The organism is Paraburkholderia mimosarum LMG 23256 = NBRC 106338 (assembly GCF_000739815.1).
Classification (GTDB): domain Bacteria; phylum Pseudomonadota; class Gammaproteobacteria; order Burkholderiales; family Burkholderiaceae; genus Paraburkholderia; species Paraburkholderia mimosarum.
Window position 1 is genome coordinate 15,161 of sequence record NZ_BBJJ01000010.1, and the last position, 26,728, is coordinate 41,888.

At 63.5% G+C, this 26,728-nt stretch carries 29 protein-coding genes and 3 tRNA genes; 15 read left to right on the forward strand and 17 right to left on the reverse strand.

Features of this window, described 5'->3' with window-relative positions:
• Positions 1-20 precede the first annotated feature (20 nt).
• Entirely contained in the window at positions 21-983 is a 963-nt protein-coding gene (locus BMI01S_RS10600; RefSeq protein ID WP_238327772.1) for a LysR family transcriptional regulator, read from the reverse strand.
• Positions 984-1,098: 115 nt separating this feature from the next.
• Between BMI01S_RS10600 and BMI01S_RS10605 the strand changes: the two genes are divergently transcribed.
• The 3 genes from BMI01S_RS10605 (at position 1,099) to BMI01S_RS10615 (ending at position 3,754) form a co-directional block, all read left to right on the forward strand.
• The gene (locus tag BMI01S_RS10605) at positions 1,099-2,238 is read left to right on the forward strand and encodes an aldo/keto reductase (protein WP_028211659.1); all 1,140 of its coding nucleotides are present in this window, start codon (positions 1,099-1,101) and stop codon (positions 2,236-2,238) included.
• A gap of 515 nt (positions 2,239-2,753) precedes the next feature.
• Positions 2,754-2,903 carry a hypothetical protein gene (locus tag BMI01S_RS41895; protein ID WP_027795377.1) on the forward strand — a complete coding sequence of 50 codons (150 nt, stop codon included), beginning with the start codon at positions 2,754-2,756 and terminating at the stop codon, positions 2,901-2,903.
• A gap of 260 nt (positions 2,904-3,163) precedes the next feature.
• Complete coding sequence (locus tag BMI01S_RS10615; RefSeq protein ID WP_028211658.1) at positions 3,164-3,754, forward strand: chorismate mutase; 591 nt, start codon at positions 3,164-3,166, stop codon at positions 3,752-3,754.
• Positions 3,755-3,784: 30 nt separating this feature from the next.
• Here the strand turns inward: BMI01S_RS10615 and BMI01S_RS10620 are convergent, their stop codons facing one another.
• Positions 3,785-4,936, reverse strand: coding sequence for an exonuclease domain-containing protein (locus tag BMI01S_RS10620; RefSeq protein WP_028211657.1), 1,152 nt, complete (start codon positions 4,934-4,936; stop codon positions 3,785-3,787).
• Between the two features lie 297 nt (positions 4,937-5,233).
• On the reverse strand, positions 5,234-5,437 hold the full coding sequence (locus BMI01S_RS10625; protein ID WP_028205165.1) for a cold-shock protein: 204 nt from the start codon (positions 5,435-5,437) through the stop codon (positions 5,234-5,236).
• Between the two features lie 414 nt (positions 5,438-5,851).
• On the opposite strand from BMI01S_RS10625, the gene BMI01S_RS10630 reads away from it, so the two are divergent.
• Both BMI01S_RS10630 and BMI01S_RS10635 read left to right on the forward strand, forming a co-directional pair.
• A complete protein-coding gene (locus BMI01S_RS10630) occupies positions 5,852-6,052 on the forward strand; it encodes a hypothetical protein (RefSeq protein WP_042289142.1) in 201 nt (66 codons plus the stop codon).
• 704 nt (positions 6,053-6,756) lie between these two features.
• The gene (locus BMI01S_RS10635) at positions 6,757-7,908 is read left to right on the forward strand and encodes a porin (protein ID WP_028211656.1); all 1,152 of its coding nucleotides are present in this window, start codon (positions 6,757-6,759) and stop codon (positions 7,906-7,908) included.
• An 89-nt stretch (positions 7,909-7,997) separates the two neighbouring features.
• Here BMI01S_RS10635 and greB read toward each other — a convergent pair whose 3' ends face one another.
• On the reverse strand, positions 7,998-8,561 hold the full coding sequence (gene greB / locus BMI01S_RS10640) for a transcription elongation factor GreB (RefSeq protein WP_028211655.1): 564 nt from the start codon (positions 8,559-8,561) through the stop codon (positions 7,998-8,000).
• A 171-nt stretch (positions 8,562-8,732) separates the two neighbouring features.
• Between greB and BMI01S_RS10645 the strand changes: the two genes are divergently transcribed.
• Both BMI01S_RS10645 and BMI01S_RS10650 read left to right on the forward strand, forming a co-directional pair.
• Positions 8,733-8,809: transfer RNA gene (locus BMI01S_RS10645), tRNA-Arg, on the forward strand.
• Positions 8,810-8,893: 84 nt separating this feature from the next.
• Positions 8,894-8,970, forward strand: a tRNA-Arg gene (locus tag BMI01S_RS10650).
• Between the two features lie 113 nt (positions 8,971-9,083).
• Here BMI01S_RS10650 and BMI01S_RS10655 read toward each other — a convergent pair.
• The 5 genes from BMI01S_RS10655 to BMI01S_RS10675 form a co-directional block, all read right to left on the reverse strand.
• On the reverse strand, positions 9,084-9,563 hold the full coding sequence (locus BMI01S_RS10655) for a phage protein NinX family protein (RefSeq protein WP_028211654.1): 480 nt from the start codon (positions 9,561-9,563) through the stop codon (positions 9,084-9,086).
• Between the two features lie 176 nt (positions 9,564-9,739).
• Entirely contained in the window at positions 9,740-12,106 is a 2,367-nt protein-coding gene (locus BMI01S_RS10660; RefSeq protein ID WP_028211653.1) for a RelA/SpoT family protein, read from the reverse strand.
• A 102-nt stretch (positions 12,107-12,208) separates the two neighbouring features.
• A complete protein-coding gene (gene rpoZ, locus BMI01S_RS10665) occupies positions 12,209-12,412 on the reverse strand; it encodes a DNA-directed RNA polymerase subunit omega (protein ID WP_006400783.1) in 204 nt (67 codons plus the stop codon).
• A gap of 40 nt (positions 12,413-12,452) precedes the next feature.
• Positions 12,453-13,160, reverse strand: coding sequence for a guanylate kinase (gene gmk, locus BMI01S_RS10670; protein ID WP_409372312.1), 708 nt, complete (start codon positions 13,158-13,160; stop codon positions 12,453-12,455).
• Positions 13,157-14,095 (reverse strand): YicC family protein, encoded by a 939-nt coding sequence (locus BMI01S_RS10675; RefSeq protein WP_028211651.1) that lies wholly within the window; start codon positions 14,093-14,095, stop codon positions 13,157-13,159. Before BMI01S_RS10675 ends, gmk begins: the two co-directional genes overlap by 4 nt.
• 289 nt (positions 14,096-14,384) lie before the next feature.
• On the opposite strand from BMI01S_RS10675, the gene rph reads away from it, so the two are divergent.
• The 8 genes from rph (at position 14,385) to BMI01S_RS10715 (ending at position 20,393) form a co-directional block, all read left to right on the forward strand.
• Positions 14,385-15,125 (forward strand): ribonuclease PH, encoded by a 741-nt coding sequence (rph, locus tag BMI01S_RS10680; protein WP_028211650.1) that lies wholly within the window; start codon positions 14,385-14,387, stop codon positions 15,123-15,125.
• The gene (rdgB, locus tag BMI01S_RS10685) at positions 15,118-15,753 is read left to right on the forward strand and encodes an RdgB/HAM1 family non-canonical purine NTP pyrophosphatase (RefSeq protein WP_028211649.1); all 636 of its coding nucleotides are present in this window, start codon (positions 15,118-15,120) and stop codon (positions 15,751-15,753) included. Before rph ends, rdgB begins: the two co-directional genes overlap by 8 nt.
• Positions 15,754-15,797: 44 nt before the next feature.
• The gene (hemW, locus tag BMI01S_RS10690) at positions 15,798-16,967 is read left to right on the forward strand and encodes a radical SAM family heme chaperone HemW (protein ID WP_407668969.1); all 1,170 of its coding nucleotides are present in this window, start codon (positions 15,798-15,800) and stop codon (positions 16,965-16,967) included.
• Between the two features lie 67 nt (positions 16,968-17,034).
• A tRNA-Ser gene (locus BMI01S_RS10695) sits at positions 17,035-17,124 on the forward strand.
• Positions 17,125-17,483: 359 nt separating this feature from the next.
• Positions 17,484-17,696: a hypothetical protein gene (locus tag BMI01S_RS10700; RefSeq protein ID WP_028211647.1), complete on the forward strand. Its 213-nt coding sequence runs from the start codon at positions 17,484-17,486 to the stop codon at positions 17,694-17,696.
• Between the two features lie 200 nt (positions 17,697-17,896).
• Complete coding sequence (locus tag BMI01S_RS10705; protein ID WP_407668968.1) at positions 17,897-18,343, forward strand: TonB family protein; 447 nt, start codon at positions 17,897-17,899, stop codon at positions 18,341-18,343.
• Between the two features lie 401 nt (positions 18,344-18,744).
• Entirely contained in the window at positions 18,745-20,061 is a 1,317-nt protein-coding gene (locus BMI01S_RS10710) for an MFS transporter (protein WP_028230523.1), read from the forward strand.
• A 152-nt stretch (positions 20,062-20,213) separates the two neighbouring features.
• A complete protein-coding gene (locus tag BMI01S_RS10715) occupies positions 20,214-20,393 on the forward strand; it encodes a hypothetical protein (protein ID WP_028211644.1) in 180 nt (59 codons plus the stop codon).
• Between the two features lie 49 nt (positions 20,394-20,442).
• On the opposite strand, the gene BMI01S_RS42925 is transcribed toward BMI01S_RS10715, so the two are convergent.
• From BMI01S_RS42925 to map, 8 genes are all read right to left on the reverse strand, one after another.
• On the reverse strand, positions 20,443-20,568 hold the full coding sequence (locus tag BMI01S_RS42925; RefSeq protein WP_255217796.1) for a hypothetical protein: 126 nt from the start codon (positions 20,566-20,568) through the stop codon (positions 20,443-20,445).
• A 259-nt stretch (positions 20,569-20,827) separates the two neighbouring features.
• Positions 20,828-21,835 (reverse strand): lipopolysaccharide heptosyltransferase I, encoded by a 1,008-nt coding sequence (waaC, locus tag BMI01S_RS10720; protein ID WP_028211643.1) that lies wholly within the window; start codon positions 21,833-21,835, stop codon positions 20,828-20,830.
• Between the two features lie 372 nt (positions 21,836-22,207).
• Positions 22,208-22,525 (reverse strand): YXWGXW repeat-containing protein, encoded by a 318-nt coding sequence (locus BMI01S_RS10730; RefSeq protein ID WP_028211641.1) that lies wholly within the window; start codon positions 22,523-22,525, stop codon positions 22,208-22,210.
• Positions 22,526-22,715: 190 nt separating this feature from the next.
• On the reverse strand, positions 22,716-22,970 hold the full coding sequence (gene minE, locus BMI01S_RS10735) for a cell division topological specificity factor MinE (protein WP_027795398.1): 255 nt from the start codon (positions 22,968-22,970) through the stop codon (positions 22,716-22,718).
• A 14-nt stretch (positions 22,971-22,984) separates the two neighbouring features.
• A complete protein-coding gene (gene minD / locus BMI01S_RS10740) occupies positions 22,985-23,800 on the reverse strand; it encodes a septum site-determining protein MinD (protein WP_028211640.1) in 816 nt (271 codons plus the stop codon).
• Between the two features lie 100 nt (positions 23,801-23,900).
• Positions 23,901-24,752 (reverse strand): septum site-determining protein MinC, encoded by an 852-nt coding sequence (gene minC, locus BMI01S_RS10745; RefSeq protein WP_028211639.1) that lies wholly within the window; start codon positions 24,750-24,752, stop codon positions 23,901-23,903.
• A 239-nt stretch (positions 24,753-24,991) separates the two neighbouring features.
• The gene (locus BMI01S_RS10750) at positions 24,992-25,528 is read right to left on the reverse strand and encodes a GNAT family N-acetyltransferase (RefSeq protein WP_028211638.1); all 537 of its coding nucleotides are present in this window, start codon (positions 25,526-25,528) and stop codon (positions 24,992-24,994) included.
• A 142-nt stretch (positions 25,529-25,670) separates the two neighbouring features.
• Positions 25,671-26,456: a type I methionyl aminopeptidase gene (gene map / locus BMI01S_RS10755; RefSeq protein WP_028211637.1), complete on the reverse strand. Its 786-nt coding sequence runs from the start codon at positions 26,454-26,456 to the stop codon at positions 25,671-25,673.
• Positions 26,457-26,728: the final 272 nt, after the last annotated feature.

Here is a 26,728-nt window from a genome sequence, read left to right on the forward strand (position 1 = left end):
CTTTGCATACCGACAAGAATCTAGCCGCGTTCACGCTTCTCACGGAGGAAGTCGATGAACACGCGCAGTTTGGGCGGCAGCTGGGCACGCCCAGCCATATAGAGATAGAAGCCGGGAAACGATGGGCACCACGGCTCGAGCACCCGCACGAGCCGGCCTTCATCCAGCGGCGCGCGCACGTAGTCCTCGATCACATGCAGGAGACCTGCACCCTGCTCCGCGGCGCTCACCATCGTGCGCAGATCGTTCGTCACGAAGCGGCCTTCGGTGAGCACGTCGAACACGCGCCGGGGGTCGCCCGGCCGCGCGAACTCCCACCGATAGACACCGCCTGTAGCGAAGCGATAGCAAAGACAATCGTGCGCAGCCAGATCATCAGGCGTGACGGGCGGCGCGTGGCGTTGGAAATAGTCGGGCGAAGCGACCACGACAATGCGGATCGGGCCTCCGATCGGCACTCCCACCATGCCCGGCGCAACCGATTCGCCAAGGCGAATGCCCGCATCGAAGCCCTCGCCGACCAGATCGGCAAAGCCGTCGTCAAGGGCGAGTTCGAGTTTGATTTGCGGGTAGCGCGCCATGAACTCGGCGAGATGCGGCATGACGAGCAACTCGCTAGCCACGCGCGGCAGGTTGATGCGCAACGTACCCGCGGGTTCGTCGCGCGAGGCGTCGAGCGCGTCGAACGCCGCCTCGATCTGCGCGAGTGCGGGCTGGATGTTCGCGAGGAACTGCACGCCTGCCTCGGTCAGCGCGACGCGGCGTGTCGTGCGATTGAAGAGCCTCACACCGAGTTGCGATTCGAGCGCGCGCACGGTTTGCGATAACGCCGACGTGGAGAGGCCCGCGGCAGAGGCGGCGCGCGTGAAGCTCCCATGCCGCGCAACGGCCGCGACGGCAAGCACCGCTGGAAGACGGCCGGCCAGGCCCGACGCAGCTGGCACGGCCGGCATGGCTGGCAGATGGGCAGAAAGTGGGTTCATGGCACCTCGATTGTGAAGTCTGGCTTCACAGTCCTTTCACGTGCAGCCGATTTTTCCACAAAAAGGAAAGGCGCATGATGACTTCGCGTTCCACTCACCTCTTGAGGCAACCGCCATGAAACTCGATAGCTATACGCTCCTCGGCCGCTCCGGCCTGCGCGTCAGCCCGATCGCCCTCGGCACCATGACGTTCGGCACCGAATGGGGCTGGGGCGCCGACGAAGCCGCCGCACAGCGGCTCTTCGACCTCTATGTCGATGAGGGCGGCAATTTCATCGATACTGCCGATCTCTATACCGAAGGTACGAGCGAAACCTGGGTCGGCCGCTTCACGGCGGCGCGCGGCCTGCGCGAACGGCTCGTCATCGCGACCAAGTACACGTACAACGCCCAGCCGGGGAACCCGAACGCCGGGGGAAATCACCGCAAGAACCTTCTGCGTGCGCTCGATGGTTCGCTCAAGCGTCTCGGCACGGACTACATCGATCTCTATTACCTGCACACCTGGGATCGCATGACGCCGGCGGACGAAGTGATGCGCGCCATGGACGACGCCGTGCGTGCAGGCAAGATTCGCTATGTGGGTCTTTCCGATGTGCCCGCCTGGTACGCTGGCCGCGCACAGACGCTCGCCGACTGGCGCGGCTTCGAACCCGTCGCGGCGATGCAGGTCGAATATTCGCTGATCGAACGCAACGCGGAACACGAATTCGCGGATCTGGCTACACAGCTCGGCATGGGGCTGGTGCCGTGGAGTCCACTCGGCATGGGCGTGCTATCTGGAAAATATCGGCCGTCGCAGGCGGGAGCGCAAGGCACCCAGGGTCCAGGCGGGGTCAGCGGCACGGGGCGCCTGCAGACGGTGGGGCCGAAGCCGCCGCCCGGCTTCGACAAGCTTTCGCCGCGCAACTTCGCCATCGTCGGCGAACTCGAGCAGGTTTCGCATGAGGTCAACCGTCCCATGGCGCAGGTTGCGCTGAACTGGCTATATCAGAAACGCGGCGTGGCGAGCATCATCGTCGGCGCGACCAAGGCCGCGCAGCTCGCGGAATCGCTCGGAGCACTCGACTTCACGCTTGCCCCCGAACTGCTCGCGCGCCTCGATGTCGCCTCGGAGCCCGCGCACCCGTTTCCCTACTACATGTTCGCGGACGGGCACCAGTCGCGCATTCATGGTCAGGTGAACGTGCGCGCGGCGCCCGCGAATCACGCCCACGCGCAACGCGTTCCCGCGCCGACGGCAGAACCGACCTGACGAATTATGGAAGTGCATGAAGACGGGGTACTGAGACCGCTTTACGAACGCTCGATCGTTAAACACCGGCGAATTGACATTGCGCAAACAATAATAACGAACGAATGGGATAGAAACAGGCGCTTACATAGTTTCGGGCTTATTAACGTTTGGATGTCAACGGCCAGGCATAATAAATCGTTGTCGTTGTAAATGCATGGCGGGCGCTTCCGCCGCGGGCTTGCACGAGCTGCGGCGCCGCGCGGCGAGCGCGGCATGGCGTCGCGGGCCGGTTGTCAATCCGCCCAGCGTGCGACCGAACCGTGTTGTTGGCTGCGCGGCAGAGCGGCGGCCAGACATCCAGGTCGCATGCTGCAGTGCAAAGGACATCTGAACATTATATTCCTGCACCGTTAATCGATTGCATCGATGTGCGTATTAAGCAACACGCGCGCGGGAAAGGCACTGTTACGGTAAGCGGGGCTAGCGCAGGAGAAGCGCTGAGTCGGATAATCGGCTTACACAGGAGAAAGATCATGGACGCCAAACCGCCAAGAATTCCGACCCCGGACCAAGTCTTTAGCCCGGATCCGGAACCGGTGGCTGTCGAGTTTCTCGGCGACGAATTGCCCGCTCATGTGCGGGCGTTTCTTGACGAGCAGCGTAAGGCACACGAACAGAAGTGACGGGAAATGCCCACGTTCGCGCAACGCGTGATCACGCGCAGCCGGCGTTGATGTGCAAGTCGATACGCGTGACAGGGGACGCGTGTCGAGCCGTGCGCGACCAGGCGCGGCAGCGCTATCCGGTCGATCCAGTTGGCGTGCTCGCTCGCGTAGGCGCCGCTGAGTTCTCGTCGCCTCGCGCACAGCAAGCATAGTTGAGCGCAAGCAGGCCATAACCGGCTATGCTTCGCTTTTCATTGCCGGCGTCTTTCTTTCACTCGATGATCTCCCTCACCCGCGCAAGCGCGCATTGCGCTGCTGCGTTGCTGTTCGCCCTGCCGATCGCCTCCGCGCGAGCTGACAGCGACGACACGGCCCTCACCAACCTCGTCGCACTCGTTTCGCAGCGTCTCGCACTGGCCGAGCCGGTCGCGCAGTGGAAGTGGCAGCATCAGAAGCCGATCACCGATACACCGCGTGAAGACGCCTTGCTCGCCGACGTGCAAAAGCGCGCGGCGGTTGCCGGCGTCGATCCGGCGTTTGCTCGCGTGTTCTTCCGCGATCAGATCGACGCCAGTACGCTCGTGCAGAAGTCACTGTTCGATACCTGGCGAGCGTCTCAGGCGCCAGCCAACCCAGCCCCGGATCTCGCCACGGTCACGCGACCGCAACTCGACCAGCTCACCGGGAGGCTGATCGGTGCGCTCGCGCGCGTGCAGCCGCTGCGCGGCGCGCCGGATTGCCCGGCACGCGTCGCGCGTTCGGTCGAGAGCTGGAAGGAACTCACGCGATACGATTCCGCGCACGCGAAAGCAATGAATCAGGCGCTAGGCCATGTCTGCGAATCGGGCGGCGTAGGCGGTATGGCGTGATCGCGATTCGCTAGCGGAAAACCGCCGGCGCTAAACCTGGCTTGCGAGGCCATCCGCTTCCGAAAGTTGCAGCACCTGCACGCGCAGGCCGCGCTCGAAGCGGCTCTGCAGAATGCGCCACGTCGAAAGCTCGAACTCCGGCTCGACGCCCTGTTCCACCTGCGACCTTGCCGCGGCCGCAGTCGGAAACGCGCCTACATAGCACCACCGGTCGATCAGGTGGTAAACATCCGCGCCGTTAGTCGTGTCCTGTTCCTGCACGAGCACGGCGCCGACAAACGGCCAGGGCGCTGCGCCGAGGTTGGCCGGATCGCGCCTCGACACGCGCGGCACGCGGTTGAAAGCGGGCTTGAGCGATGCGATCCATTGCGCCTCGACGAGCAACGCGCCGAGCTCGCCGCCGGTCGGACGCCATTCCACCCTGCGCACCTGCTGCGCCATCCGCTGTTCGCGCGAGGAGCGCCGCTCGCCGCTGAGATGTGCACGCACACGCTGACGCACCCGTACGCTGCGTCCTACGTACAGCGGCACATCGTTTTCGCCATAGAACGCATAAACCCCGTGGCCTGCAGGCGCCGTATCGATGAGGTCGTCGGTGATATCGCCGGCCAGCACATGACGGCGCGTCGTGCGCTCGATCTGCGCCGCCAGCACCTCGGCGCCGACCAGCCCGGGCAGGCGCTGCCAGAACTGCCAGAGAAGGTCGGCATCAGCCAGTGCGCGATGACGGTCCGAGGGCACGAGCGCATGGCGCTCGACCAGCGCATCGAGACCATGGCGTTTCTCGCCCGGGAACAGCGCCCGGGAGAGGCGTACGGTGCAGAGCACGTCGGGGTTGAAGGAATAGCCGGCGCGCTCGAACTCGGCGCGCAGAAATCCTCGGTCGAAGGCCGCGTTGTGCGCGACGAAGAGCTTGCCCGAGAGGCGCTCGTGAAGTTTCGCGGCAATGTCGGCGAAGACCGGTGCACCGCGCACCATCTGATCCGTAATGCCGGTGAGTTGTTGAATGAAGGGCGGGATAGGCTGACCGGGATCGACGAGCGTGCTCCATCGTGTCACCTGCCCCTGCGCCACCTCGACGACGCCAACCTCGGTAATTCGATGCTCGCCTACCGAGCCGCCTGTCGTTTCCAGATCCACGAAAACGAGAGGCAGTTCGCCAGCAGCGGGGGCGGCGCTCAAGGAACATTCAAACATGGTGAAACGGCAGCACAAAATGAATAAGGAGCAAAGTATGCACCGTTTGGACGCGGTGCGGCTACGACTCGCGGCACGGCCGGCTCAACCCTTCACGTTTTCGCGGTAACCAGAAGCAGGGAATACGGACGGCCCCAGGGTTTTCCCGATTAAATGCGCCGCTGTAAATAACAGAAACTCACTTTCATCAAAATATCAATATGTCAAAAACAAAAAACCCCAGGTATTTTCCCGGGGCTCGATGCTTCAGCGGCGCGCACACGACGAGCGCCCGCACTTTCGTTAGAGCGGCTGGATGTTCGCGGCCTGCTTTCCCTTCGGACCGACCTTGACGTCGAACGACACACGCTGGTTCTCCTTCAACGACTTGAAGCCGTCGGCACGGATTTCCGAGAAGTGCGCGAACAGATCGTCGCCGCCGGCGTCAGACGTGATGAAGCCAAAGCCCTTTGCATCGTTGAACCATTTGACAATACCGGTTTCCATGTTTCAGTTTCCCTCGAGATTTAATGACGCGGGCATTAACCTCGCGCCGTAATACACTAGCCAACTTCCGCAATCCTCTGCGTCGAGCAAATCCACGACCTGCAATTGAAGGGGAACGAAAATCAGCCTTGCCGTTATACGGGGAACGCCTTTCGCCAGTCAAGCGAATTTTTTATAACAGGATTCCCGTTTCAAAGATAAAGCGGTTCGGATCAAAGCGTCTCGAGGAAAACGTATGCGATCCAAATGAACATGACGCAGGTCATTATCACCCTATTATCTCGACCAAGTCATTGGCACCGGAAAAATTTGCCGAAATGTAACCATTCGTGTCAAACGTAAGTGTTTCTCCCGGTTGTTCGAGTAATACATTCAATTCATGATGCTCATTATGATCGGCATCGGAGACTCATCATGCTGACGACTCTGCGGCAATGGATTCATTGGCTCGTACAAACCGAGGGGATTACGCCGACGGCGGAGGAAGCCGAGACCTATGGCGCATGGCACGGGGACCATTGGCACAACCTGCTGTGTTCCCCTATGGACGCGAGGCACTACGTGATGGAAGACTGGAGCATGCAGCCAGAGCCGCCCGAAGTGAAGGCTAGATAAGGGTGCGTGGCGCGTGCGCGGTTGATGGAGGCAAAAAAAAGCGCGGCTTGAAAGGCCGCGCCGACAAAGGTTTGGAGATCTTTTTCGTCAACGAAAAAGTCTGCTTCGGAAAGCAGCAGTTGCAGTATAGCTGGACACACGTCCGACGATTAAGCGCGCGGGGCACAACCATGTGTTACCTCGAACGCAATAATCGAGAAAACGGGACGTTCGCTTGTTTTTCGCGGTCGATTGTTGTCGCGGTAGCACAACGCTCATGCGGTTGACAGTCGCACACGCCCAACCCGAAATCCGCCGAAACCCCTTATCCAGCGGGGCTTGAGGCGCGCCAGATAATCATTTCCAATATCGCAATACATTATTGCGTAAATCGGAATCCCCGGTCTTCGAGCACCCTCTCTACACTCTGCCTGTCTGGAAACCGACTCGGACGGATTGGCTCGGACGGACTGTCTCGGACGGACTGTCTCGGACGGACTGTCTCGGACGGACTGTCTCGGACGGACTGTCTCGGACGGACTGTCTCGGACGGACTGTCTCGGACGGACTGTCTCGGACGGACTGTCTCGGACGGACTGTCTCGGACAGATTGTCTCTGACGGATTAATTCGTCCCATGCGAACTTGCCTCTCGCTGCGCTTCGCGTGGACGGTTTCCCAAACGGGGTTCAACGAAACCCATCTCTGTTCTCGGAGTTTACAAAGATGAAAAAGACTCTCATGGTCGCTGCCCTGTCGGGCGTTTTTGCAACGGCTGCACACGCGCAAAGCAGCGTTACGCTGTACGGCCTGGTCGACGCAGGCATCACCTACGCAAACAACGCCGGTGGTCACAGCCTCTGGAAGGCGACGAGCGGCACGGTCAACGGCAGCCGTTGGGGCCTGCGCGGCTCTGAAGACCTCGGTGGCGGTCTGAAGGCCATCTTCACGTTGGAAAATGGCTTCAACATCCAGAACGGCACGCTGGGCCAGTCGAGCCGCATGTTCGGCCGTCAGGCTTTCGTGGGTCTGGCTAGCAACCAGTTCGGTGCGGTCACCCTCGGTCGTCAGTATGACTCCGTGGTCGACTACCTCGCACCGCTGTCGAACACCGGCACGCAATACGGTGGCACGATTGCCGCTCACCCGTTCGATAACGACAACCTGAACAACTCGGTCCGTTTCAACAACACGGTCAAGTACTCGAGCATCGACTACGCTGGCTTCAAGTTCGGCGGCACGTACTCGTTCTCGAACAGCACCAGCTTCGCGAACAACCGTGCATACAGCTTCGGCGCCAAGTACAGCTGGGGCGGCCTGAACGTTGCTGCAGGCTACCTGCAAACGAACAACGACATCAACAACCTGCAAATGAACTCGAGCTCGTTCTCGGGCGCGCAGGCCGGTGACTTCACGTTCGCAGCAGGCCGTCAGCGCACGTTCGGCGGCGGCGTGAACTACACGTTCGGCCCGGCGACGGCTGGCTTCGTGTACACGCAAACGAACCTGAGCAACGCAGTCGGCATCTCGGCGGCGCAGTCGGGCAGGTCCAACGGCCTTGCCTTCAACGCCACCAGCGCGCGCTTCCAGAACTTCGAAGGCAATATCCGTTACGCTCTGACCCCGGCTCTCAGCCTGGCTGGCGCGTACACGTACACCCGTGGCAACTTCGGCGGCGGCGAGAACCCGAACTACAACACGGTCGCACTGCAGTCGGACTACGCACTCTCGAAGCGCACCGACGTCTACCTGCAAGGCGACTGGCAGCACGTGTCGTCGAACCCGCAGAACATCGGTGCGTACCTGAACGGTCTCGGCTCGGCATCGACCCGTCAAGACCAGGTTGCTGTGACGGTTGGTATGCGTCACCGCTTCTAAGCAGCACACGGCTGGCCGTTTCGGCCGGCACACTGCAGCTGAAAAGGCACCCTCGGGTGCCTTTTTTCATTTCTACCGCGGCTTGCTGCTCACGCGCCGGGCGGCGGGTAGCGCACGTCGAGCACGTCGATGGGCTCCGGCCCCGCAGGGGTATGCAGCGTGACCTGATCGCCGATCTTCGCTTTCAGGAGCGCGCGCGCGACGGGCGAGATCCAGCTTACGTGACCTCGGTCGAGATCGACTTCGTCGATGCCGACGATCGTGATGGTATGCGCCTCGCCGTCCTGCGTACCGTACTCGACGGTGGCGCCGAAAAACACCTGATCGACACTCTCCTGCCGGCTGCTGTCCACGACTTCAGCGAGATCCAGCCGCTTCGTGAGGAAGCGGATGCGGCGGTCGATTTCGCGCAGGCGACGCTTGCCGTAGATGTAGTCCCCGTTTTCGGAGCGGTCGCCATTCGAGGCCGCCCACGAGACCAGCTTGACCACTTCGGGCCGCTCCTCGTCGATCAGATGGAGCAGTTCGCTGCGCATGCGCTCATAGCCGGCGGGCGTGATGTAGTTCTTCGTGCCGGCGGGAATCTCGGGGTAACCGGTTTCGAGATCGTCGTCGTCGCTATCGGTCGATTCTTTGACAAAAGCCTTGTTCATGATGGATCACTGCTGTGCGTGTTGCTGTGCATGCGCTGGCTCGCTGATTTGCTGCCTCGCAGCCGACCTGACTGACCGGATACCGCCAGCGTACACGAACCTCGGCCCAGGACAAATCGCGATAAGGGTCTTCCCTTTTTTTGAACCTTTGCTATAATCTCACTTCTGCGTGCGGCTGTAGCTCAGTTGGATAGAGTACTTGGCTACGAACCAAGGGGTCGTGGGTTCGAATCCTGCCAGCCGCGCCACTTATTCGAAGCGTTTCCCACTTGCTGTTCGGGAAGGGTTTCAGGCAGTATCGTGTTGTACCGCGTGTTGTACCGCTTTTGCGTGCGGCTGTAGCTCAGTTGGATAGAGTACTTGGCTACGAACCAAGGGGTCGTGGGTTCGAATCCTGCCAGCCGCGCCACCAATCGAAGGGCCTTTCCGAAAGGAAAGGCCCTTTGTCTTTTTAGCGCCGATAGCCGAGTCCCCTGCCCTCGTCTTACCGATCGAAGGCGACTTAAGGTGATCTAGGGCAATCTAACGCGGCGCAGCCCCAATGTCGCCGATCTGTGCGTCAGGACGCGGCAAATCCTCCACATCGCCAATGGCACTAGGCTCCGCCACGGGCTCCATGCCCGAACCGATCAGCGTTTGAGGCTGGCGCAGCATCTCCCCGACAGTCTCGCCAAAGCGGCTCGCCACGAACGCCCGCAGCAATGCCTCGCGCGTCGTCTCTCCGCGGGCCTCGACCACGCGAGGCTCGCCCTCGAACTCGGCCACACATGATGCGGGGTCGCCTTCGCGCAGTTCGACGCGTCTGGAGCGATCGAGCACCACGCCCGCCGCTTCCCACGAGTCGGTGGGCATGAAGCGGCCGTCCCAGGGGCGCCCGCGATCGTTGCCGCGCACGGCAACCGTCTCGCCGCTGTCCGTGAAATAGATCTCGCGCACGAAATCCGGCAAGCTGCGCGCGACCCAGTAGTCGAGCGCGAGGCCGGTCAGTTCAGCTACATTCATTTCGTGTCCCTCGTTGCGGGTCACCGGAAGATCGCGCCATGACCGGTATGCCCGAAGGCTGCCGCAAATATACGGCCGATGCGATAACGCTAGATTACCGCGCCGGGCGCCTCATGACAGCGGTCCGCGTCACGCACCACGGCCGCACGGCGCATGCGCCCAGAGCTACGCATCGATCAATAATCGGCGCGCTCGCGGTCGATGCGCATACCGCCATCATGGCGATGGTGACCTTCGTCGCTCGGACGCTCGCGCGCTATGCGCATCACGTCCGGATTCGTGCGCACGCGGCGCATGACGTTCGCGAGGTGCACGCGATCGCTCACCTGAATCACGAAGCGCAGCAGGTTCGACTCCTGGGCGAGATCGTCGTCCATGGCGATGTGCACGATATTGGCGTCCGCCGACGTGATATCGGCAGCCACCCGCGCGAACACGCCCTTGGTGTTCTTGACGAGCACCTTCACCGCGACGTCGAACAGGCGCCCCGGCTGCGGCGCCCACGCCACGTCGATCCAGCGGCCCGGATCGCGGCGATGGATGCGCTGCGCGACGCGGCAGTCCGTCGTGTGGATCGCCATGCCAAGCCCGATGCCGATATAACCCATGATGCTGTCGCCCGGAATCGGACGGCAGCACGCCGAAAGCTGCACGGACATGCCTTCCGTGCCCGTGATGACGACCGGCGGTGCCGCAGGCGCGTTCGGATCGCGCGGCGGATGATGGTGCTCGGGGTCGTCGGCGTCCTGGCCGCTCATCAGCACTTCGATGCGCTTGGCCATGACGGCCGCCACGCGCCGGCCGAGGCCGATGTCCGCGAAAATTTCCTGGCGGTCCTTGTTGCCGGTCCACAGAACCAGCTTCTCCCAGACTTCCGGCGTGACTTCCGAAAGCTGATAACCGTAGCCCTTGAGCGCTTGATCCACTAGCCGCTCGCCCAGTTGCACCGACTCCGTGAGACGCATCGTCTTCAGATAGTGCCGGATCGCGGAGCGCGCCTTGCCGGTGCGCACGAAGCCTAGCCACGCGGGGTTCGGCTTGGAGTACGGCGCGGTGATCACCTCGACGATGTCGCCGCTCTTCAGTTCCGTGCGCAGCGGCAGCAGTTCGTTGTTGATCTTCACGGCCACGCACTGATTGCCGAGGTCGCTATGGATCGAATATGCGAAGTCGAGCGCCGTGGCGCCGCGCGGCAGCGCCATGATCTTCGACTTGGGCGTGAAAACGTAGACGGCATCGGGGAACAGGTCGATCTTGACGTGTTCGAGGAATTCGCTCGAATCGCCGACCTCGCTCTGGATGTCGAGCAGCGACTTGAGCCACTGGTGGGCGCGCTTCTGCACGTCGTTGAGGTCGGCGCCGCCGTTCTTGTAGAGCCAGTGCGCGGCGACCCCCGCTTCGGCGATCTCGTGCATCTTGCGCGTGCGCACCTGGAACTCGATGGGCGCGCCGAACGGGCCCACCAGCGTGGTGTGCAGGGACTGATAGCCGTTCACCTTGGGAATGGCGATGTAGTCCTTGAACTTGCCCGGCACCGGCTTGTAAAGCGCATGGAGCGCGCCGATGCACGTGTAGCATTCCAGCGCCGATTCGACCACGACGCGAAAACCGTACACATCTAGCACCTGCGAGAACGACAGCTGCTTGTCGCGCATCTTCTTGTAGATGCTGAAGATGGTTTTCTCGCGGCCCGTGACTTCAGCGTCGATCTTCGCGTCGGCGATGGCGCGCTGCACCGCTTCGAGAATCTTGCTCACCACCTCGCGGCGATTGCCGCGCGCGGCTTTCACCGCCTTTTCGAGCGTGGCGTAGCGATTCGGATTGAAGTTCGCGAAGCTCAGATCCTGCAGTTCGCGATAGGTGTTGTTCAGGCCGAGGCGGTGCGCGATCGGCGCGTAGATGTCGATGGTCTCGCGCGCCACGCGGCGGCGCTTCTCGGGCGGCACCGCGCCGAGCGTGCGCATGTTGTGCAGCCGGTCGGCGAGCTTCACGAGAATCACGCGCACGTCGCGCGCCATCGCGAGAAGCATCTTGCGGAAGTTTTCCGCCTGCGCTTCCTCGCGATTGCGAAACTCCATCTTGTCGAGTTTCGACAGGCCATCCACCAGTTCCGCGACCTTGGGACCGAAGCGCTCGGCGAGTTCGGTCTTGGTCACACCCTGGTCTTCCATCACGTCGTGCAGGAGCGCGGCCATGATCGACTGCGCGTCGAGCTTCCAGCCGGCACAGATTTCGGCAACGGCGACGGGATGGGTGATATAGGGTTCGCCGCTCTGGCGATATTGCCCCAGGTGGGCTTCATCGCTGAAGTGGAACGCCGCCTTGACCTCCTTGATTTCCTCTGGGGTGAGGTAACCGGAGAGCGCTGCGGTCAGATTGGCGATGGAGACGACCCCGTGCTTGCGGGGCTGCTCCGGCGTCGCGGTCGGCCCGAACAGATGTCGAAACGACTGTTCGAGGACCGCGTCGATGTAATTGCGCGCGGGGCTCGCAGTCTCGGCTTCCTGGTCCACTTCCGTGGCCGGCGAGGGCGTGGTGCTCATGTTCCCCTCCGTATCAGGTTTCGCGTTGACGATTCAAGCCGGTTGTTGCAGTTGCGCGCGGCACGAACTACATGATTAGCGCAGATGCGTGCGAACGCGCCCTTAGACGGGCACCTTCTTCAGCATCTCGAGGCCGACCTGGCCAGCCGCGATCTCGCGCAGCGCGACGACGGTAGGCTTGTCGCGGCTTTCGATCTTGGGCGTGTGACCTTGTGCGAGCTGGCGAGCGCGATAAGTCGCGGCGAGCGCCAGTTCGAAGCGGTTCGGAATCTGTTTCAGACAGTCTTCGACGGTGATGCGGGCCATGTCGGGTTCCTTCTCATTCTCAGCAGATTCTTATTCTACCTTATGTGCCCGATGCGCCGGGCTGCGGGTGGTGGATACCGAGCTGCACGAAGAGCTCGGTATGCCGCGCATATTGCGAAGCGAAGCGCAAGCGCGTTGCGCTCACGATATTGCGCAGCTCCTGCAGCGCGCGATCGAAGTTCTCGTTGATTACTACGTACTCCGATTCGCTTGCGTGCGCAATCTCGCTGCCCGCTGCCAGCAGGCGTCGCGTGATGACGTTCGGCTCGTCTTCGCCGCGCTTTTGCAGACGGTCGGCGAGCGCTTCGAGCGACGGCGGCAGGATGAAGATTTCCACGGCATTGCGGAACTGCTTCTTCACTTGCTGCGCACCTTGCCAGTCGATTTCGAGCAGGACGTCATGGCCGATCTTCATCTGATCTTCAATCCACACGCGCGAGGTGGCGTAATAGTTGCCATGCACTTCGGCGCTCTCGAGAAACTCCCCGGCAGCATGGCGCGTAAGGAAGTCGTCGACGGTCGTGAAGTGGTAGTGCTCGCCATCGCGCTCCTTCGAGCGCGGCGCACGCGTCGTGTAGGAAATCGACAGGCGAATCGCACTGTCTTCGGCGAGCAGCGCGTTCACGAGCGTCGACTTCCCCGCACCCGAGGGCGCCACCACCATGAAGAGGTTGCCGGGATACATCCCTGCGTACGGGTTGCGCTTCTTGTCCTGCGGCTTGTCGGTCATGTTCGTTGCTTCCTTCATTCGAGATTCTGTACCTGCTCGCGCATCTGCTCGATGAGCAGCTTGAGCGTCATCGAGGCGTCCGCCAGTTCCTTGGCCGCCGCCTTCGAGCCTAGCGTGTTCGCTTCGCGGTTGAGCTCCTGCATCATGAAGTCGAGGCGCTTGCCGACACGGCCGCCCTTCTCGATCACATGGCGCGTTTCGTTCAGATGCGCCGTGAGACGCGAAAGCTCTTCGGCGATGTCGATGCGAATGCCATAGATCGTCACTTCCTGGCGGATGCGCTCGGCAATTTCTTCACGGGAAATGTTGCCGATGCTGCCGCCGTTACCGTTGCTGTCCGGCGCGACGATGCCGAGCGCCTCCTGCAGACGCTCCACGATCTTCTGCTGATGCTTCGCGATCAGTTCCGGCACGAGCGGCGTGATGCGCGCGACGATCGCTTCCATTTCGGTGACGTTCGCGAGCAGCATGTTGGCGAGCTGCGCGCCTTCGCGGGCGCGCACTTCGATCAGGTCGGCGATCGCCTGCTTGCCGCAGCCGAGCACCGCGTCGCGCAGCACCTCGGGGGCGACACCGCTCTCGGCCAGCACGCCGGGCCAGCGCAGGATCTCGCCGGTGCGCAGGTGGCCCGATTCGGGGAACGCCTCGAGCACGGCACGCTCGAGCACGGCGAGCTGGTCGAGCGCTTCGCGGTTGAGCGCGCCGGCATTGGCGCCCTGCTCGCTGCGCTGGATGTTGATGCGGATGTCGACCTTGCCGCGCGAGAGCTTCGTCATCAGCATCTCGCGCAACGTGGGCTCGCACACGCGCACGTCTTCGGGCATGCGGAAGTTCAGGTCGAGAAAGCGCGAATTCACCGTGCGCAATTCCACGGAGACACTGGCGCCGCCCGTGCCCGATGCCGCAGCGAGCTCGCGCGTGGCGCTTGCATAGCCGGTCATGCTGTAAATCATGGTTCGTCTCGCGAAGGAGCCGTGACGACGTGCGGCGCTCGCGCGGGTCACGGCGGAGGAATCGAGGCGCCCGGCGTGTAGTCGCGAACGGACAATTACGCAGGGCGGAGAAACCGCATTATCCCATTTTTGACGTCGCACTCCCTCTCGCGCAGGCCGCATGGCCCGCCCGGCCGCAACGCGCTCCTTGCCGGCTTCCCGCTGGCTTCCGGCCGCGCGTTCGTGACCCGCGCGAAGGCGGTAAAATTACGGTTTCCCCTTCCCTCGTTTGCCTCGCGCACGCCCCACAATGATCCAATCCAGCCAGCGCCCCTCCGGCCGCGCCGCCGACCAGCTTCGCGAAGTCCGCATCACCCGCCACTACACGAAGTACGCCGAGGGTTCGGTGCTCGTGGAGTTCGGCGACACGAAGGTGCTGTGCACCGCGAGCGTGTCCGAAAGCGTCCCGCCCTTCCTGCGCGACAAGGGCCAGGGCTGGCTCACCGCCGAATACGGCATGCTGCCGCGCGCCACCCACACGCGCAGCGACCGCGAAGCCGCGCGCGGCAAGCAAACGGGCCGCACGCAGGAAATCCAGCGCCTGATCGGCCGCGCGATGCGTGCGGTGTTCGATCTCGAGGCACTCGGCGCGCGCACCATCAACCTCGACTGCGACGTGCTGCAGGCTGACGGCGGCACGCGCACGGCGAGCATCACGGGCGCGTTCGTTGCCGCGCACGACGCCGTTTCGAAACTGCTCGCCACGGGCCGCATCGAACGCTCGCCGATCACCGACTACGTGGCGGCGATTTCGGTGGGCGTGTACGAAGGCATGCCGGTGCTCGATCTCGACTACGACGAAGACTCGCAGTGCGACACCGACATGAACGTCGTCATGACGGGCTCGGGCGGCATGGTCGAAGTTCAGGGCACGGCCGAAGGCGCGCCCTTCACGCGCACGGAACTGAACGCGCTGCTCGACCTGGCGCAAAGCGGCGTCCGCTCGCTGATCGACAAGCAAAAGGCGGCGCTGGAGATCGCGCATGGCTGATTCGCAAGCTAAAACGGCGGAGCAAGCGCTCTCGCGCGTCGTGCTCGCCTCGAACAACGCGGGCAAGCTGCGTGAGTTCGCGGCGCTGCTCGGCGCGGCGGGGATCGAACTGGTGCCGCAAGGCGCGCTCAACGTGCCCGAAGCCGACGAACCGCATCCCACCTTCGTCGAGAACGCGCTCGCGAAGGCTCGCCATGCGGCAAAGCTCACGGGGCTGCCCGCGCTCGCCGACGACTCGGGCCTGTGCGTGCGCGCGTTGCGCGGCGCGCCCGGCGTGTATTCGGCGCGCTATGCGCAGCTCGCGGGCGGCGAGAAGAGCGACGCGGCGAACAACGCGCTGCTCGTCGCGAACCTGAAGGACCACCCGGATCGCCGTGGCTACTACTACTGCGTGCTGGCACTCGTGCGCCATGCCGACGACCCCGAGCCGCTCATCGCCGAGGGCCGCTGGCACGGCGTCGTGCTCGATGCGCCGCGCGGCGACAACGGCTTCGGCTACGACCCTTACTTCTACGTTCCCGCGCTCGAAGCAACGGCCGCCGAACTCGATCCGGCGCTCAAGAACGCGTCGAGCCACCGCGCGATCGCCTTGCGTCAACTGCTCGCGCGCCTCCAGGAGGAAGCGTGAGTCAGCAGCATCAAACGGGCATCGACGTGGTCCGGTCGTTCACGATGCCTGGCAGCATTCGCCTGAGCTCGCTGCCACCGCTCGCGCTCTACGTCCATTTCCCGTGGTGTGTGCGCAAGTGCCCCTATTGCGACTTCAACTCGCACGAGTGGAAAGGCGAGCGCTTTCCCGAAGACGATTATCTCGATGCGCTGCGCGCCGATCTCGAACAGGCGCTGCCGCTCGTGTGGGGCCGCCCGGTGCATACGGTGTTCATCGGCGGGGGCACGCCGAGCCTGCTTTCCGCGGGAGGGCTCGATCGCCTGCTTTCGGATGTGCGCGCGCTCCTGCCGCTCGACGCCGATGCAGAAGTCACGCTCGAAGCGAATCCCGGCACGTTCGAGGCCGCGAAGTTCGCGCAGTTTCGCGCGAGCGGCGTGAACCGTCTCTCGGTCGGCATCCAGAGTTTCAACGAAGGGCATCTGAAGGCGCTCGGCCGCATCCACGACGCGGCGCAGGCGCGCCATGCAGTCGAAGTCGCAGCCAACACCTTCGACAATTTCAACCTCGATCTGATGTTCGCGTTGCCGCAGCAGACGCTCGCAGAGTGCCAGGCCGACATCGAGACGGCGCTCTCGTTCGCGCCACCGCATCTGTCGCTCTATCACCTGACGCTCGAACCGAACACGCTCTTCGCTAAATTCCCGCCCGCGCTGCCCGACGACGACCAGTCCGCCGACATGCACGACTGGATTCATGAGCGCACGTCCGGCGCGGGATACGGACGCTACGAGGTTTCGGCTTACGCACAGCCGAACCGCCAGTGCCGGCACAATCTCAATTACTGGCGATTCGGCGACTATCTGGGAATCGGCGCGGGCGCGCACACGAAGCTCTCGTTTCCGAACCGCATCGTGCGCCAGGCGCGCTACAAGCATCCGGCGACCTTCATCGAGCAGGCGCGCGCGGGCACGCCGATCCAAGAGGAGCACGAAGTGAACGCGCGCGACTTGCCGTTCGAATTCATGCTCAACGCGCTGCGGCTCGTGGAGGGTTTTCCGGTGCATCGCTTCATCGAGCGCACGGGCCTGCCCATCACGACGATCGAACCGGCGCTGCAGGAAGCCGAACGGCGCGGGCTCATCACACGCGATTACGAAAAAATCGCGCCGACCGAGTTAGGGCAGCGCTTTCTGAACGATCTTCAGGCGCTGTTCCTGAAGGATTCGCACTGAGGTCGACGCGTTGATCGATTGGGCGACTGCCGCCGCGCCCACGTTTCGGGTTACAATGCGCGGCTCCGGAGGTGTGGCAGAGTGGTTGAATGCACCGGTCTTGAAAACCGGCGAAGGGGTAACCCTTCCGTGAGTTCGAATCTCACCGCCTCCGCCAGTCCCAGACACCTGGCCTTGTCACACGATGCCGTGCCAGCGTTCCGAAAAGGCCCTTCTGTTTCGCCCCGCCTCTTGTAGCTGCCGCCGATCCTCTGAATGCGGTTCCGCCCGAGACGACGCGGCGACTGTGGCGGGAACGATAGTCAGGACTGCCATCCATCTAGTCTGGCAGGACCGCAGCGCGATGCGAATCCCGTTTCTCATCGCATCGTCCGGTCGATCGCACCACCAGGGGGCCCGAGAATAAAGGGTCGAAGCGATTACTCGCGCTGCCCAACGTGCAATCGCCCATCGAATCCACTAGGTGAAAACCCTAATCATGAGGTAAAATCCTGCCCATCGATGGGAAAAATCACCATGCCGCACCAATACCAACTGCTCGAAAAATTCGCGTTTTCGCTCGTCGTCCTGTTTGCCGTGATGTGCTCGAGCTACATCGCATGGGAAAGCTCGCCCGATCTTCGCGAGAACTTCCAGGTCGGCAAGGAATTGTTCCTCAAGAGCGGCGAATATTCGTATGCCTGTGCGACGACCGTCGCCGACCCCTGCGCGCAGTTCCCCGTCGAATAAGCGGTAAGCCCCGCCTTGCATCTCGTCCCTGCGCGCCTGCCGTGTGCGACGCGGGACACTGCTGATTGCTTCCCGCTGCGTATCGACTAAGCTCAATTCAGGTTCCGCCACCGAGCTTGTTCGAGATGCTCATCTGCGTACACGGTTCTTGCGGTTCGCCATCGCCTCGCGCCACCCTCGCACGGCGCCTAGGTCTGATTTTGCTGCTCGGCGTCCTCGGGTGCTTCGGCGCCTGCACGATCACGCCGCCGCCCAAGCCGCTCGTCGCCATTCCCCCCGCGGCAATCAACAGCGCAACACTTGACGACTACCGCGCCGAAGTCGCGAAACACATTGTCGAGCGCAACCCGTCGTATGTCCTGCACGGCACGCCTCAGGCCATGCTGCGCTCGCTGGTGGTCGTCTCCTTTACGGTCGATCGCAACGGCCAGATCGTCAAGTCGTCGGTGTTCCGCACCAACGGCGACAACGACGCCGAAATCACCGCCCTCGCGACGCTGCGCCATGCCGCACCGCTCCCCCCGCCACCGGGCCGCCTGCTCAACCCGGCGGGCCAGCTCGAGATGTTCGAGGACTGGCTCTTCAACGACAACGGCAAGTTCCAGCTGCGCACGCTCGCCTCTCCGCAGGCGCAGAACTTCCAGTGACGAACGCGGCCTGCGCCGGCGCCTGAGCACCGGCTGTCGCTTTTGCTCGTCTTGCGCCTGCCTTGCTGCCCGGCGCGCACGGTCGTTATAATTTTTCGCTATCCCCGCCGGCACGCGCCGGCCATGCCTCCCGCCACGCGTCATCCACGCCGCCGCGCGAGGCTTCGACCGCGCTCCCGTCCGCCTGCGCCTATCGGCGCACGCCATGGCCGGTCAGGAAACCGCACGCTGCGTGGGCGCTGTGCGTTGCATACCGGCAAAGCGTCGTCGGCTGACAACCTCCGCCGGAGCAGCAGGCGCCACGCATGCGGCCGCCACGCTTTCGAGCCCGAACAAAGACACCCGCGCGCCCTGGCAAGTCCCAGGCGCCAGCGCGCGTCACAACGACTGGAGACCCTTGAATGTCCACCTCCCCCATTTCGCCCGCGCGCGCCGATCAGGCGAGCACGGCGAAGCAGCAAAGCACGGCGCGCGTGATATTCGCGAGCTTCATCGGCACCGCGATCGAGTTCTACGACTTCTATGTGTACGCAACGGCCGCCGCACTCGTGATCGGCCCCGTGTTCTTCCCCCACGGCTCGGCCACGGCGCAGGCACTCTCGGCGTTCGTGACGTTCGGCATTGCATTCGTCGCGCGGCCGATCGGCTCGTTCATCTTCGGCCACTTCGGCGACCGTATCGGCCGTAAATCGACGCTGGTGGCCTCGCTGCTCGTCATGGGGGTCTCCACCACGCTGATCGGCTTCCTGCCCGGCTTCGACGCGATCGGCAGCCTTGCACCGGTCCTGCTGTGCATCCTGCGCTTCGGCCAGGGCATCGGTCTCGGCGGCGAATGGGGCGGCGCGGCGCTCCTCGCGACCGAGTACGCACCGCAAGGCAGGCGCGGCTGGTTCGGCATGTTCCCGCAGCTCGGGCCGTCGGTCGGCTTTCTCGCCTCGAACGGCCTCTTCTTCGGGCTCGCTTCGACGCTCTCCGACCAGCAGTTCCGCGACTGGGGCTGGCGCGTGCCGTTCATCGTGTCGGCGGTGCTCGTCGCACTCGGTCTCTACGTGCGTCTCAGGATCGCCGAAACGCCTGCCTTCAAGGCCGCCGTCGAGCGCGAGGAGCGCGTCAAGGTGCCGGTCGCGACGTTGCTCTCGAAGCACTGGGTGCCGACGCTGCTCGGCGCGCTCGCGATGGTCGTGTGCTACACGCTGTTCTACAACGCCACGGTGTTTTCGCTCTCGCACGGCGTGACGGCGCTGCACATTCCCCGTCCGACCTTCCTCGGCATGCTGTGCATTGCGGTGGTGTTCATGGGCATCGCCACGCCGATCTCGGCCCGGCTCTCCGACCACTTCGGCCGCAGGCCGGTGCTGATCGTCGGCTGCATGCTGGCGATTCTCTCGGGCTTCACGATGGAGCCGCTGCTCGGCAGCGGTGCAACGCCGCTCGTGCTGCTCTTTCTCGTGATCCAGCTGTTCCTGATGGGCGCGACCTTCGCACCGATGGGCGCGCTGCTGCCCGAGCTGTTTCCAACGAGCGTGCGCTACACGGGCGCGGGCGTGGCGTACAACCTGGGCGGGATTCTCGGCGCGTCGGTCGCGCCGTATATCGCGCAGGTGCTGGCCGCGCGCGGCGGTCTCTCGTGGGTTGGCGCCTATGTGTCGATCGCAGCGTGCGTGAGCCTCGTCGGTGTCCTGTGCATGCGTGAGACGCGCCACACGTCGCTGACATAACACATCACGCCTCAGCGAAAAAGCGGAGTCCGCCTTGCGGACTCCGCTTTTTTTGTGCTCCTTCATCGCGCTTTTTGGTCGCTTTGGGCGCGCGCGAGGCGTGTCTATACTCGAATCGACAGGCGGGAACGAATCTCGGGGAGGCGCCGACGATGAACCTGCATCTGACCAACGCGGACATTGTTCTGATCATCGCCCTCGCCCTGGGCATCTCACTCCTGCTGGCGTTCCGCCTGCGCACCGCAAGTTGGCGCGCCGTGTTGCTCGAAGCGTTGGCGGCGAACGCCGCGGCAATTGCCGCGGTCGTCGCAATCGAAATGCTGCTCGCTTGAGGTCCACCGCGGACAGTCACGCCGCTGGCGCCACCCGGTCTGGCGGACCTCAGCGATAGTAGTAGCCGTGATGGTAGCCGCCGCCGTAATAGCCGCCGGCCGGCACCACGATGCAGCCGCCCAGCGAAGCGGCTAGCAATGCGCCAGCGATGAGGGTAAGCGTCAATCGTTTCACAGTGTTCCCCTTCGAGTCAGTGTCGATGTCCGGCCATGCGATATCGGGCGGGACGGTTCAGATTGAACACGACGGCGAAGGCGTGAGGCGTTGCAATTTGTAAGCAGCGGTATGGCCCATGTAACAGCCTGAGCGTCAAACCGCAGCGGCAGGCGGGCCAGACGCGCGCCTGCAATACAGACGCGACACTTTTAACAAGCTCGTAATGCAGAAAGCGCGTAAGACGACGCCGCGAAAACGCGCGGCGCGACGCGAAGATTCAGGCAGCGCGAGCGCGCGAAGGTTGCGTGGATGTGCCGCCGTCACGCGCAGGATAGATGCGATCGACGGCATCGATCGCCACCTGCACGGGCGGCACATGATGGCCGTCGCCGATCGAGATCGAGCGATTGGGCGCATGCACGCCGCTGTGCCCGGCGTCGGTCGACACGAAGACCATCACGGTCGGCTTGAGCAGCGCGTGGCTCAGATGCACGAAGCCCGTATCGGTGCCGACCACGAGCGCGCAATCCTCGATGCGCTGCGCGACCTGCGAAACCGTCAGGCGCGGCAGCACCGTCGAGCCCGGTATGAGCGCCGCGATCTCACGCGCTGTGGCGTGCTCGGCGTCGGAGCCCCAAGGCAATTCGACGCGCAGGCCGCGCGCAACCAACGCATTGCCCAGTTCGCCCCAATGGGCGACCGGCCACTTCTTCTCGTCTTTCGATGTTGCGTGAAAGAACAGTGCCGTGGGCGCGGCGGGCGCGGGCAGCGCGGTGCCGTCGCGCGGAACCCGCATCTGGAAGTCGGGCGGCGTGTCGACTGTGTAGCCGAGCGCCTCGCCGGCGCTGATGCGCAACCCATGCCACGCATTGCATTGCGGACGCGGACCGAAGCGCCCGTTGTATGCGAAGGCCGCGCCACGCTCGCCGAGATCCTGCGAGAGATAGCCGAAGCGGCGGCGCCCGCGCGCGATAAACGCGATGATCGCGCTCTTGTACACGCCGTGAATATCGATGATGGCGTCGTAGCGCTGGGCGCGCAGTTCCGAGATCGACGCCCAGATCGCCTTGAGGTCGCCCCAGCGGCGCGCTTTCTTGAAACGGCGCAGCGGCGCGCAGAGCACGCGGTCGACGCCTGCGTTCCAGCGCACGATATCGGCGAAGGCTTCGTCCGCGGCCCAGTCCACCTTCACGCCTGGAAATGCGCGCTGCACGTCTGCAACGACCGGAAGCGCTTCGACGATATCGCCGAGCGAAGTCACTTTGACAATCAAAACTCGTTTCATTGTGCTGCGGACCGCAGGTCCGATGCTCCAGTCTGCCAGTAATTTCCTGAGATTTTAGCCGACTAACCTTGCGGCAGCCTGAGGAAACGTTGGTGAGAACGAGCGATATCGGCCCTTTTTTCAAGACCCGGCGAAACGTCGACAACGCGCCGCAAACATACCGGGCCCCACACGCCACTGCGCGTCGAGCCCGGCATGGACGATCCGCGAGGGATCGACAAAAGCGGTCAACGGATCACGCTAGTAGATCACGACCGGCGCGGGTCTCATGTACATCGGCCGCGCCGGCACGACGATGCAGCCCGCCAGCGTTAGCGCGAGCATGGCCGCCGCGAGCAGCTTTTTACTCATGATGCGCCCCCTCCCGGCTCGTCAGGCGGCCCAGTGACCTTCGACCCAGTGCCAGTTCGGGCCATGCGCGATCCAGTGTCCCGCCACCCAGTGATACCCCACGCGCCCGGCCTGCCAATGGCCCCTCACCCACACGTACCGGCCGTGGTCCCAACGCCAGTGGCCTTTGTCCCATACGTAGCCCACGCGCGGCGCCGGCACCACTTCCACGCGCTCGACGGGCGGCGGCGCGCTCGGCTCGACAACGACGATTTCGGCGAATGCGGGAGCCGCCACGGCGCACGTGCCGGCGGCGAGGATCGCAGCCTTCGCGATGAAGAGGCGAATGGAGTTGTTCATGTTGATCACCCTTGATTTGGACGCCGTGATTGGCGTCACCCGATCAATGCGCGAGCACGGCGCGGCGCTGACATCGGCGGTGTTACGGCACAGGGTGAAGTGAAACCGGATATTTCGGTAAAGGCGCGCGCAAAGGCGGAAGCGATACGACAAACGGCGCGCGCAGCGCAGCAGCTGCGCGCGTTGAATCTCAGGCCTGCGGAATCTCGATCTTGACCTCGAGCACTTCGAGATCGTCCTGACGTTCGAGGCTCACGCGAATGTCTTCGTCGGAGATCTTCACGTACTTCGAGATCACCGCGACCAGTTCGCGTTGCAGGGCCGGCAAATAATCGGCGGGCGGATGGCCGCCTGCGCGCTCGTGAGCAATGATGAGCTGCAGGCGTTCCTTCGCTACCGAGGCGGACTTCTTCTTCTCGCCGAGAAAAAACGAAAGAAACGACATGACGTGCGCCTCCTTTACTTGCTACCGAAGAGGCGCTGGAGCAGGCCCGGCTTCTGGTAATCGGTGAAACGAAGCGACTTGTCCTCGCCGAGAAAGCGCGACACGACGTCCTTGTACGACTCGGCGACATCGGTGCCGTCCATATGCACGGCAGGCAAACCCTGATTCGATGCGTGCAGCACCGCTTCCGATTCGGGAATCACGCCGATCAGCTCGATGCGCAGGATCTCCTGAATGTCGCTGAGCGACAGCATCTCGCCCTCGCTCACGCGCTTCGGGTTGTAGCGCGTGATGAGCAGGTGCTCCTTGATCGGGTCCTTGCCTTCGATCGCCCGCTTCGTCTTCGACGACAGCATGCCGAGGATACGGTCCGAGTCGCGCACGGACGACACTTCCGGGTTCGTCACGACGAGCGCTTCATCGGCGAAGTGCATCGCAAGCAGCGCGCCCGACTCGATGCCCGCGGGCGAATCGCACACGATGTACTCGAAGTCCATCTTGCGCAGGTCCTCGATCACCTTTTCCACGCCTTCCTTCGTGAGCGCGTCTTTATCGCGCGTCTGCGAGGCCGGCAGGATGAAGAGGTTTTCGCACTTCTTGTCCTTGATGAGCGCCTGATTGAGGTTCGCCTCACCCTGGATCACGTTGATCAGGTCGTACACGACGCGGCGCTCGCAACCCATGATGAGGTCGAGATTGCGCAGGCCCACGTCGAAGTCGATGACCGCGGTCTTGTGGCCGCGCAACGCGAGGCCCGATGCGAAACTCGCGCTCGTGGTCGTCTTGCCGACACCACCCTTGCCCGAAGTCACCACAATGATTTTTGCCATTCCCTTACCTTGCGTTCGTCAGTTTCTCAGTTTGGTCTCATCGTGCCCTGCTCAAACACGCGCGCATTGCGTGGTTTGCGTGCATGCGCCCGAACAGGGATCAGGTGAGCCTCAACGGTTCGATCAACAGCTTTTCTTCCGACAGCCGGACTTGAGCCGGCTTGCCTCGCACATCGTCGGCGAGCGGCACTTCAGTGGTACGGTAGATGCCTGCAATCGAAATCAGTTCCGCCTCGAGGCTCGTGCAGAAAATGCGGGCGTCGTGGTTGCCGTGCACGCCCGCAAGCGCGCGGCCGCGCAACGGCGCGTAAATGTGGATGTTGCCTTCGGCGATCACTTCCGCGCCGTTGGACACGAGGCCGAGCACGACCACGTCGCCCTTCGCGTAGATGCGCTGGCCCGAGCGCAGCGGCCGGTCGATCACGAGCGTGGGTTCCGCGCGCGCGCCCGATGCACCGGCGTCGAGCGTCGCCGCCGCGGCGATATCGGCGGCGGCGGGATCGGCTTCGGCGGAAAAGAGTTCGGGCTGCGCAGGGCTCGCTTGCGATACGGCCGCATCTGCGGCAGACGCCGGGGCCGATGCCTCGCCCGCGCTCGCCGGCTCTTCGCCGCCCGGCTTCCCACCCGCGCCGCGCCGGTCGCGCGCTTCGAGGAACGGCAGCCCCGCTTTCGCGGCCCAGTCGTGCTGCCCGGGTTGCGCGACCACGCCCACCGGGCGCATGCGCACGCTCTCGAGCAGACGCGCGATGTCGCCAAGCGCCACCTCCTCGCCGTCGGCGAGACGCCGCACGTCGATCGCGACGGTATCGTTGGCGAAAAATTCGGGCGTCGCCTCGAAGCGCCGCGTGAGCTCGGCGCGCATGGCATCGAGCTCGGTCGTCTTGACCACGAACAGAAGCGTATCGACTGAACCGCTCTTCAGTTCAAAATATGGCGATTTCCTGGGCGACATGGCGTTCGGCTAAAAATTTTGCGTATTTTACAGGCGCGGGCGCACACGGCCATTATTTTTCATGGTGTATTCGGCCAGATTCGCCGCCGAATTCGCCGGCACAGACGGGCACGCAACTATGGGCGCAAGAAAACGCGCGAGGCGCGAGCGCACGCATGCGCACGCGATCGGCTTGGGGTTCTATTCGCAGGGAGGTGAGACGCGCGCGCGGCTGCACACAGCAGCGCCCACGTCATCCATTACGGCGACGGCGCAGACTGCGTGCGCCCGCCAACGGCGCGCATCAGCAGCGTTTCCCACTGCTCTGGCTGTTGCTCGCTACGCGCATGATCGCCGGTGGCGACGAAGCCGAGACGCTCGTAAAAGCGCATAGCCGTGGTGTTGGTGTCGGTCACCCAGGCGTAGACCTCGGTAGCGCCTTCGCTCACGAGCCAATCGATGGCGCTGTTGACGAGCAGTTCGCCACCGCGCAGATGACGTACCGCGGGCGCGACCCAAAGCGCCGATACGAACGCGCGGCGCGCCGGCGCGCTCTCGAAGCTCGCGCCGATCAAACCAGCCGGATGGCCCTCGGTGTAGAGAATGAACGACGTGCTCGTGTGCGAGTCCGCATGCCGGGCCGCCGCGGCGTCGAAAACGGCCGCATCGGCGGATAGCGCGTCTTCGAGCGTGTCGCCGAATGCATAAGGCGCGTCGCGCAGCGAAGCCGTTCGAAGCTCGCGGAGCACGGCACCCTGATCGGCGGCGGTACGGCGAACGGTCAGTGACGGACTCATGCAGTCGTAAACCCCAATAAAACGCTAACGCGTAGCTTTAACCGAACTGGCTTGAGAGTCAAATCCTTATTGGAGAAGTGCCGGCACACGACGCCCGGCGCGCGAGCCTTGACAGACGGCCCCAGAGGCCGCACAGCCGCGCTCACGGGGCCTCGTAGCCGCCCGTGCCGTCCGGCCAGGGCGTGAGCAGCTCGTAGCCGTCGTCGGTGACGGCGACCATGTGCTCCCACTGCGCCGAGAGCGAACGATCCTTGGTGACGACCGTCCAGCCGTCGCGCTGCACCGTCGTGCCGGCGCGGCCCGCATTGACCATCGGCTCGATCGTGAACACCATGCCAGGTTTGAGGCGCACGCCCTGCCCCGGCTGGCCGTAGTGCAGCACCTGCGGTTCCTCGTGGTAGACCTTGCCGATGCCGTGGCCGCAATACTCGCGCACGATCGAGAAGCCGTCTGCCTGGGCGCGCTTCTGGATAGCGTTGCCGACATCGCCGAGCGTCGCGCCCGGCTGCACCTGACGGATGCCCGCAAGCATCGCCTCGTAGGTCGTGTCGATCAGCTGGCGGCCGACCGTACTCGGCGTGCCGACGCAGTACATGCGGCTCGTGTCGCCGAAATAGCCGTCCTTGATGACGGCCACGTCGATGTTGATGATGTCGCCGTCCTTGAGCACCTCGTTGCGGCTCGGAATCCCGTGGCAAACCACGGAATTGACGGACGTGCAGATCGTCTTCGGAAAGCCGAGGTAGCCGACGTTGGCGGGCACGGCCTTGAGCCTGTTGACGATGTAGTCGTTGCAGATGGCATCGAGGTCGTCGGTCGAAACGCCGGGCTTCACGTGTTCGCCGATCATCGCGAGCACGTCGGCGGCGAGCCGGCCCGAAATGCGCAGGCGGGCGAGATCGTCGGCAGACTTGTAGGTGATAGGCATCAGTGGGCTGAAATGGGGCGCGGCAGCGCAAGAAGACGCTTCGCCGCAAATTCAAAGGAACGATTGTACCGGCGCTGCAGCGCTGACGGCGCCGCAACCCGTGGCGGGCCGGGCACCGGATTCTGCTATCTCCAGCTGTTCGAGCGCAAGCCACTGTCACGGATGTAAAACATCTTACATCGCGAATCGGCGGTGCGATCGCACGCCTCCGGGAAAAGTAGATCGCGATCGCGACGTTGGGCTCGCCCCGTGCGAATGGCAGGACGCATAGA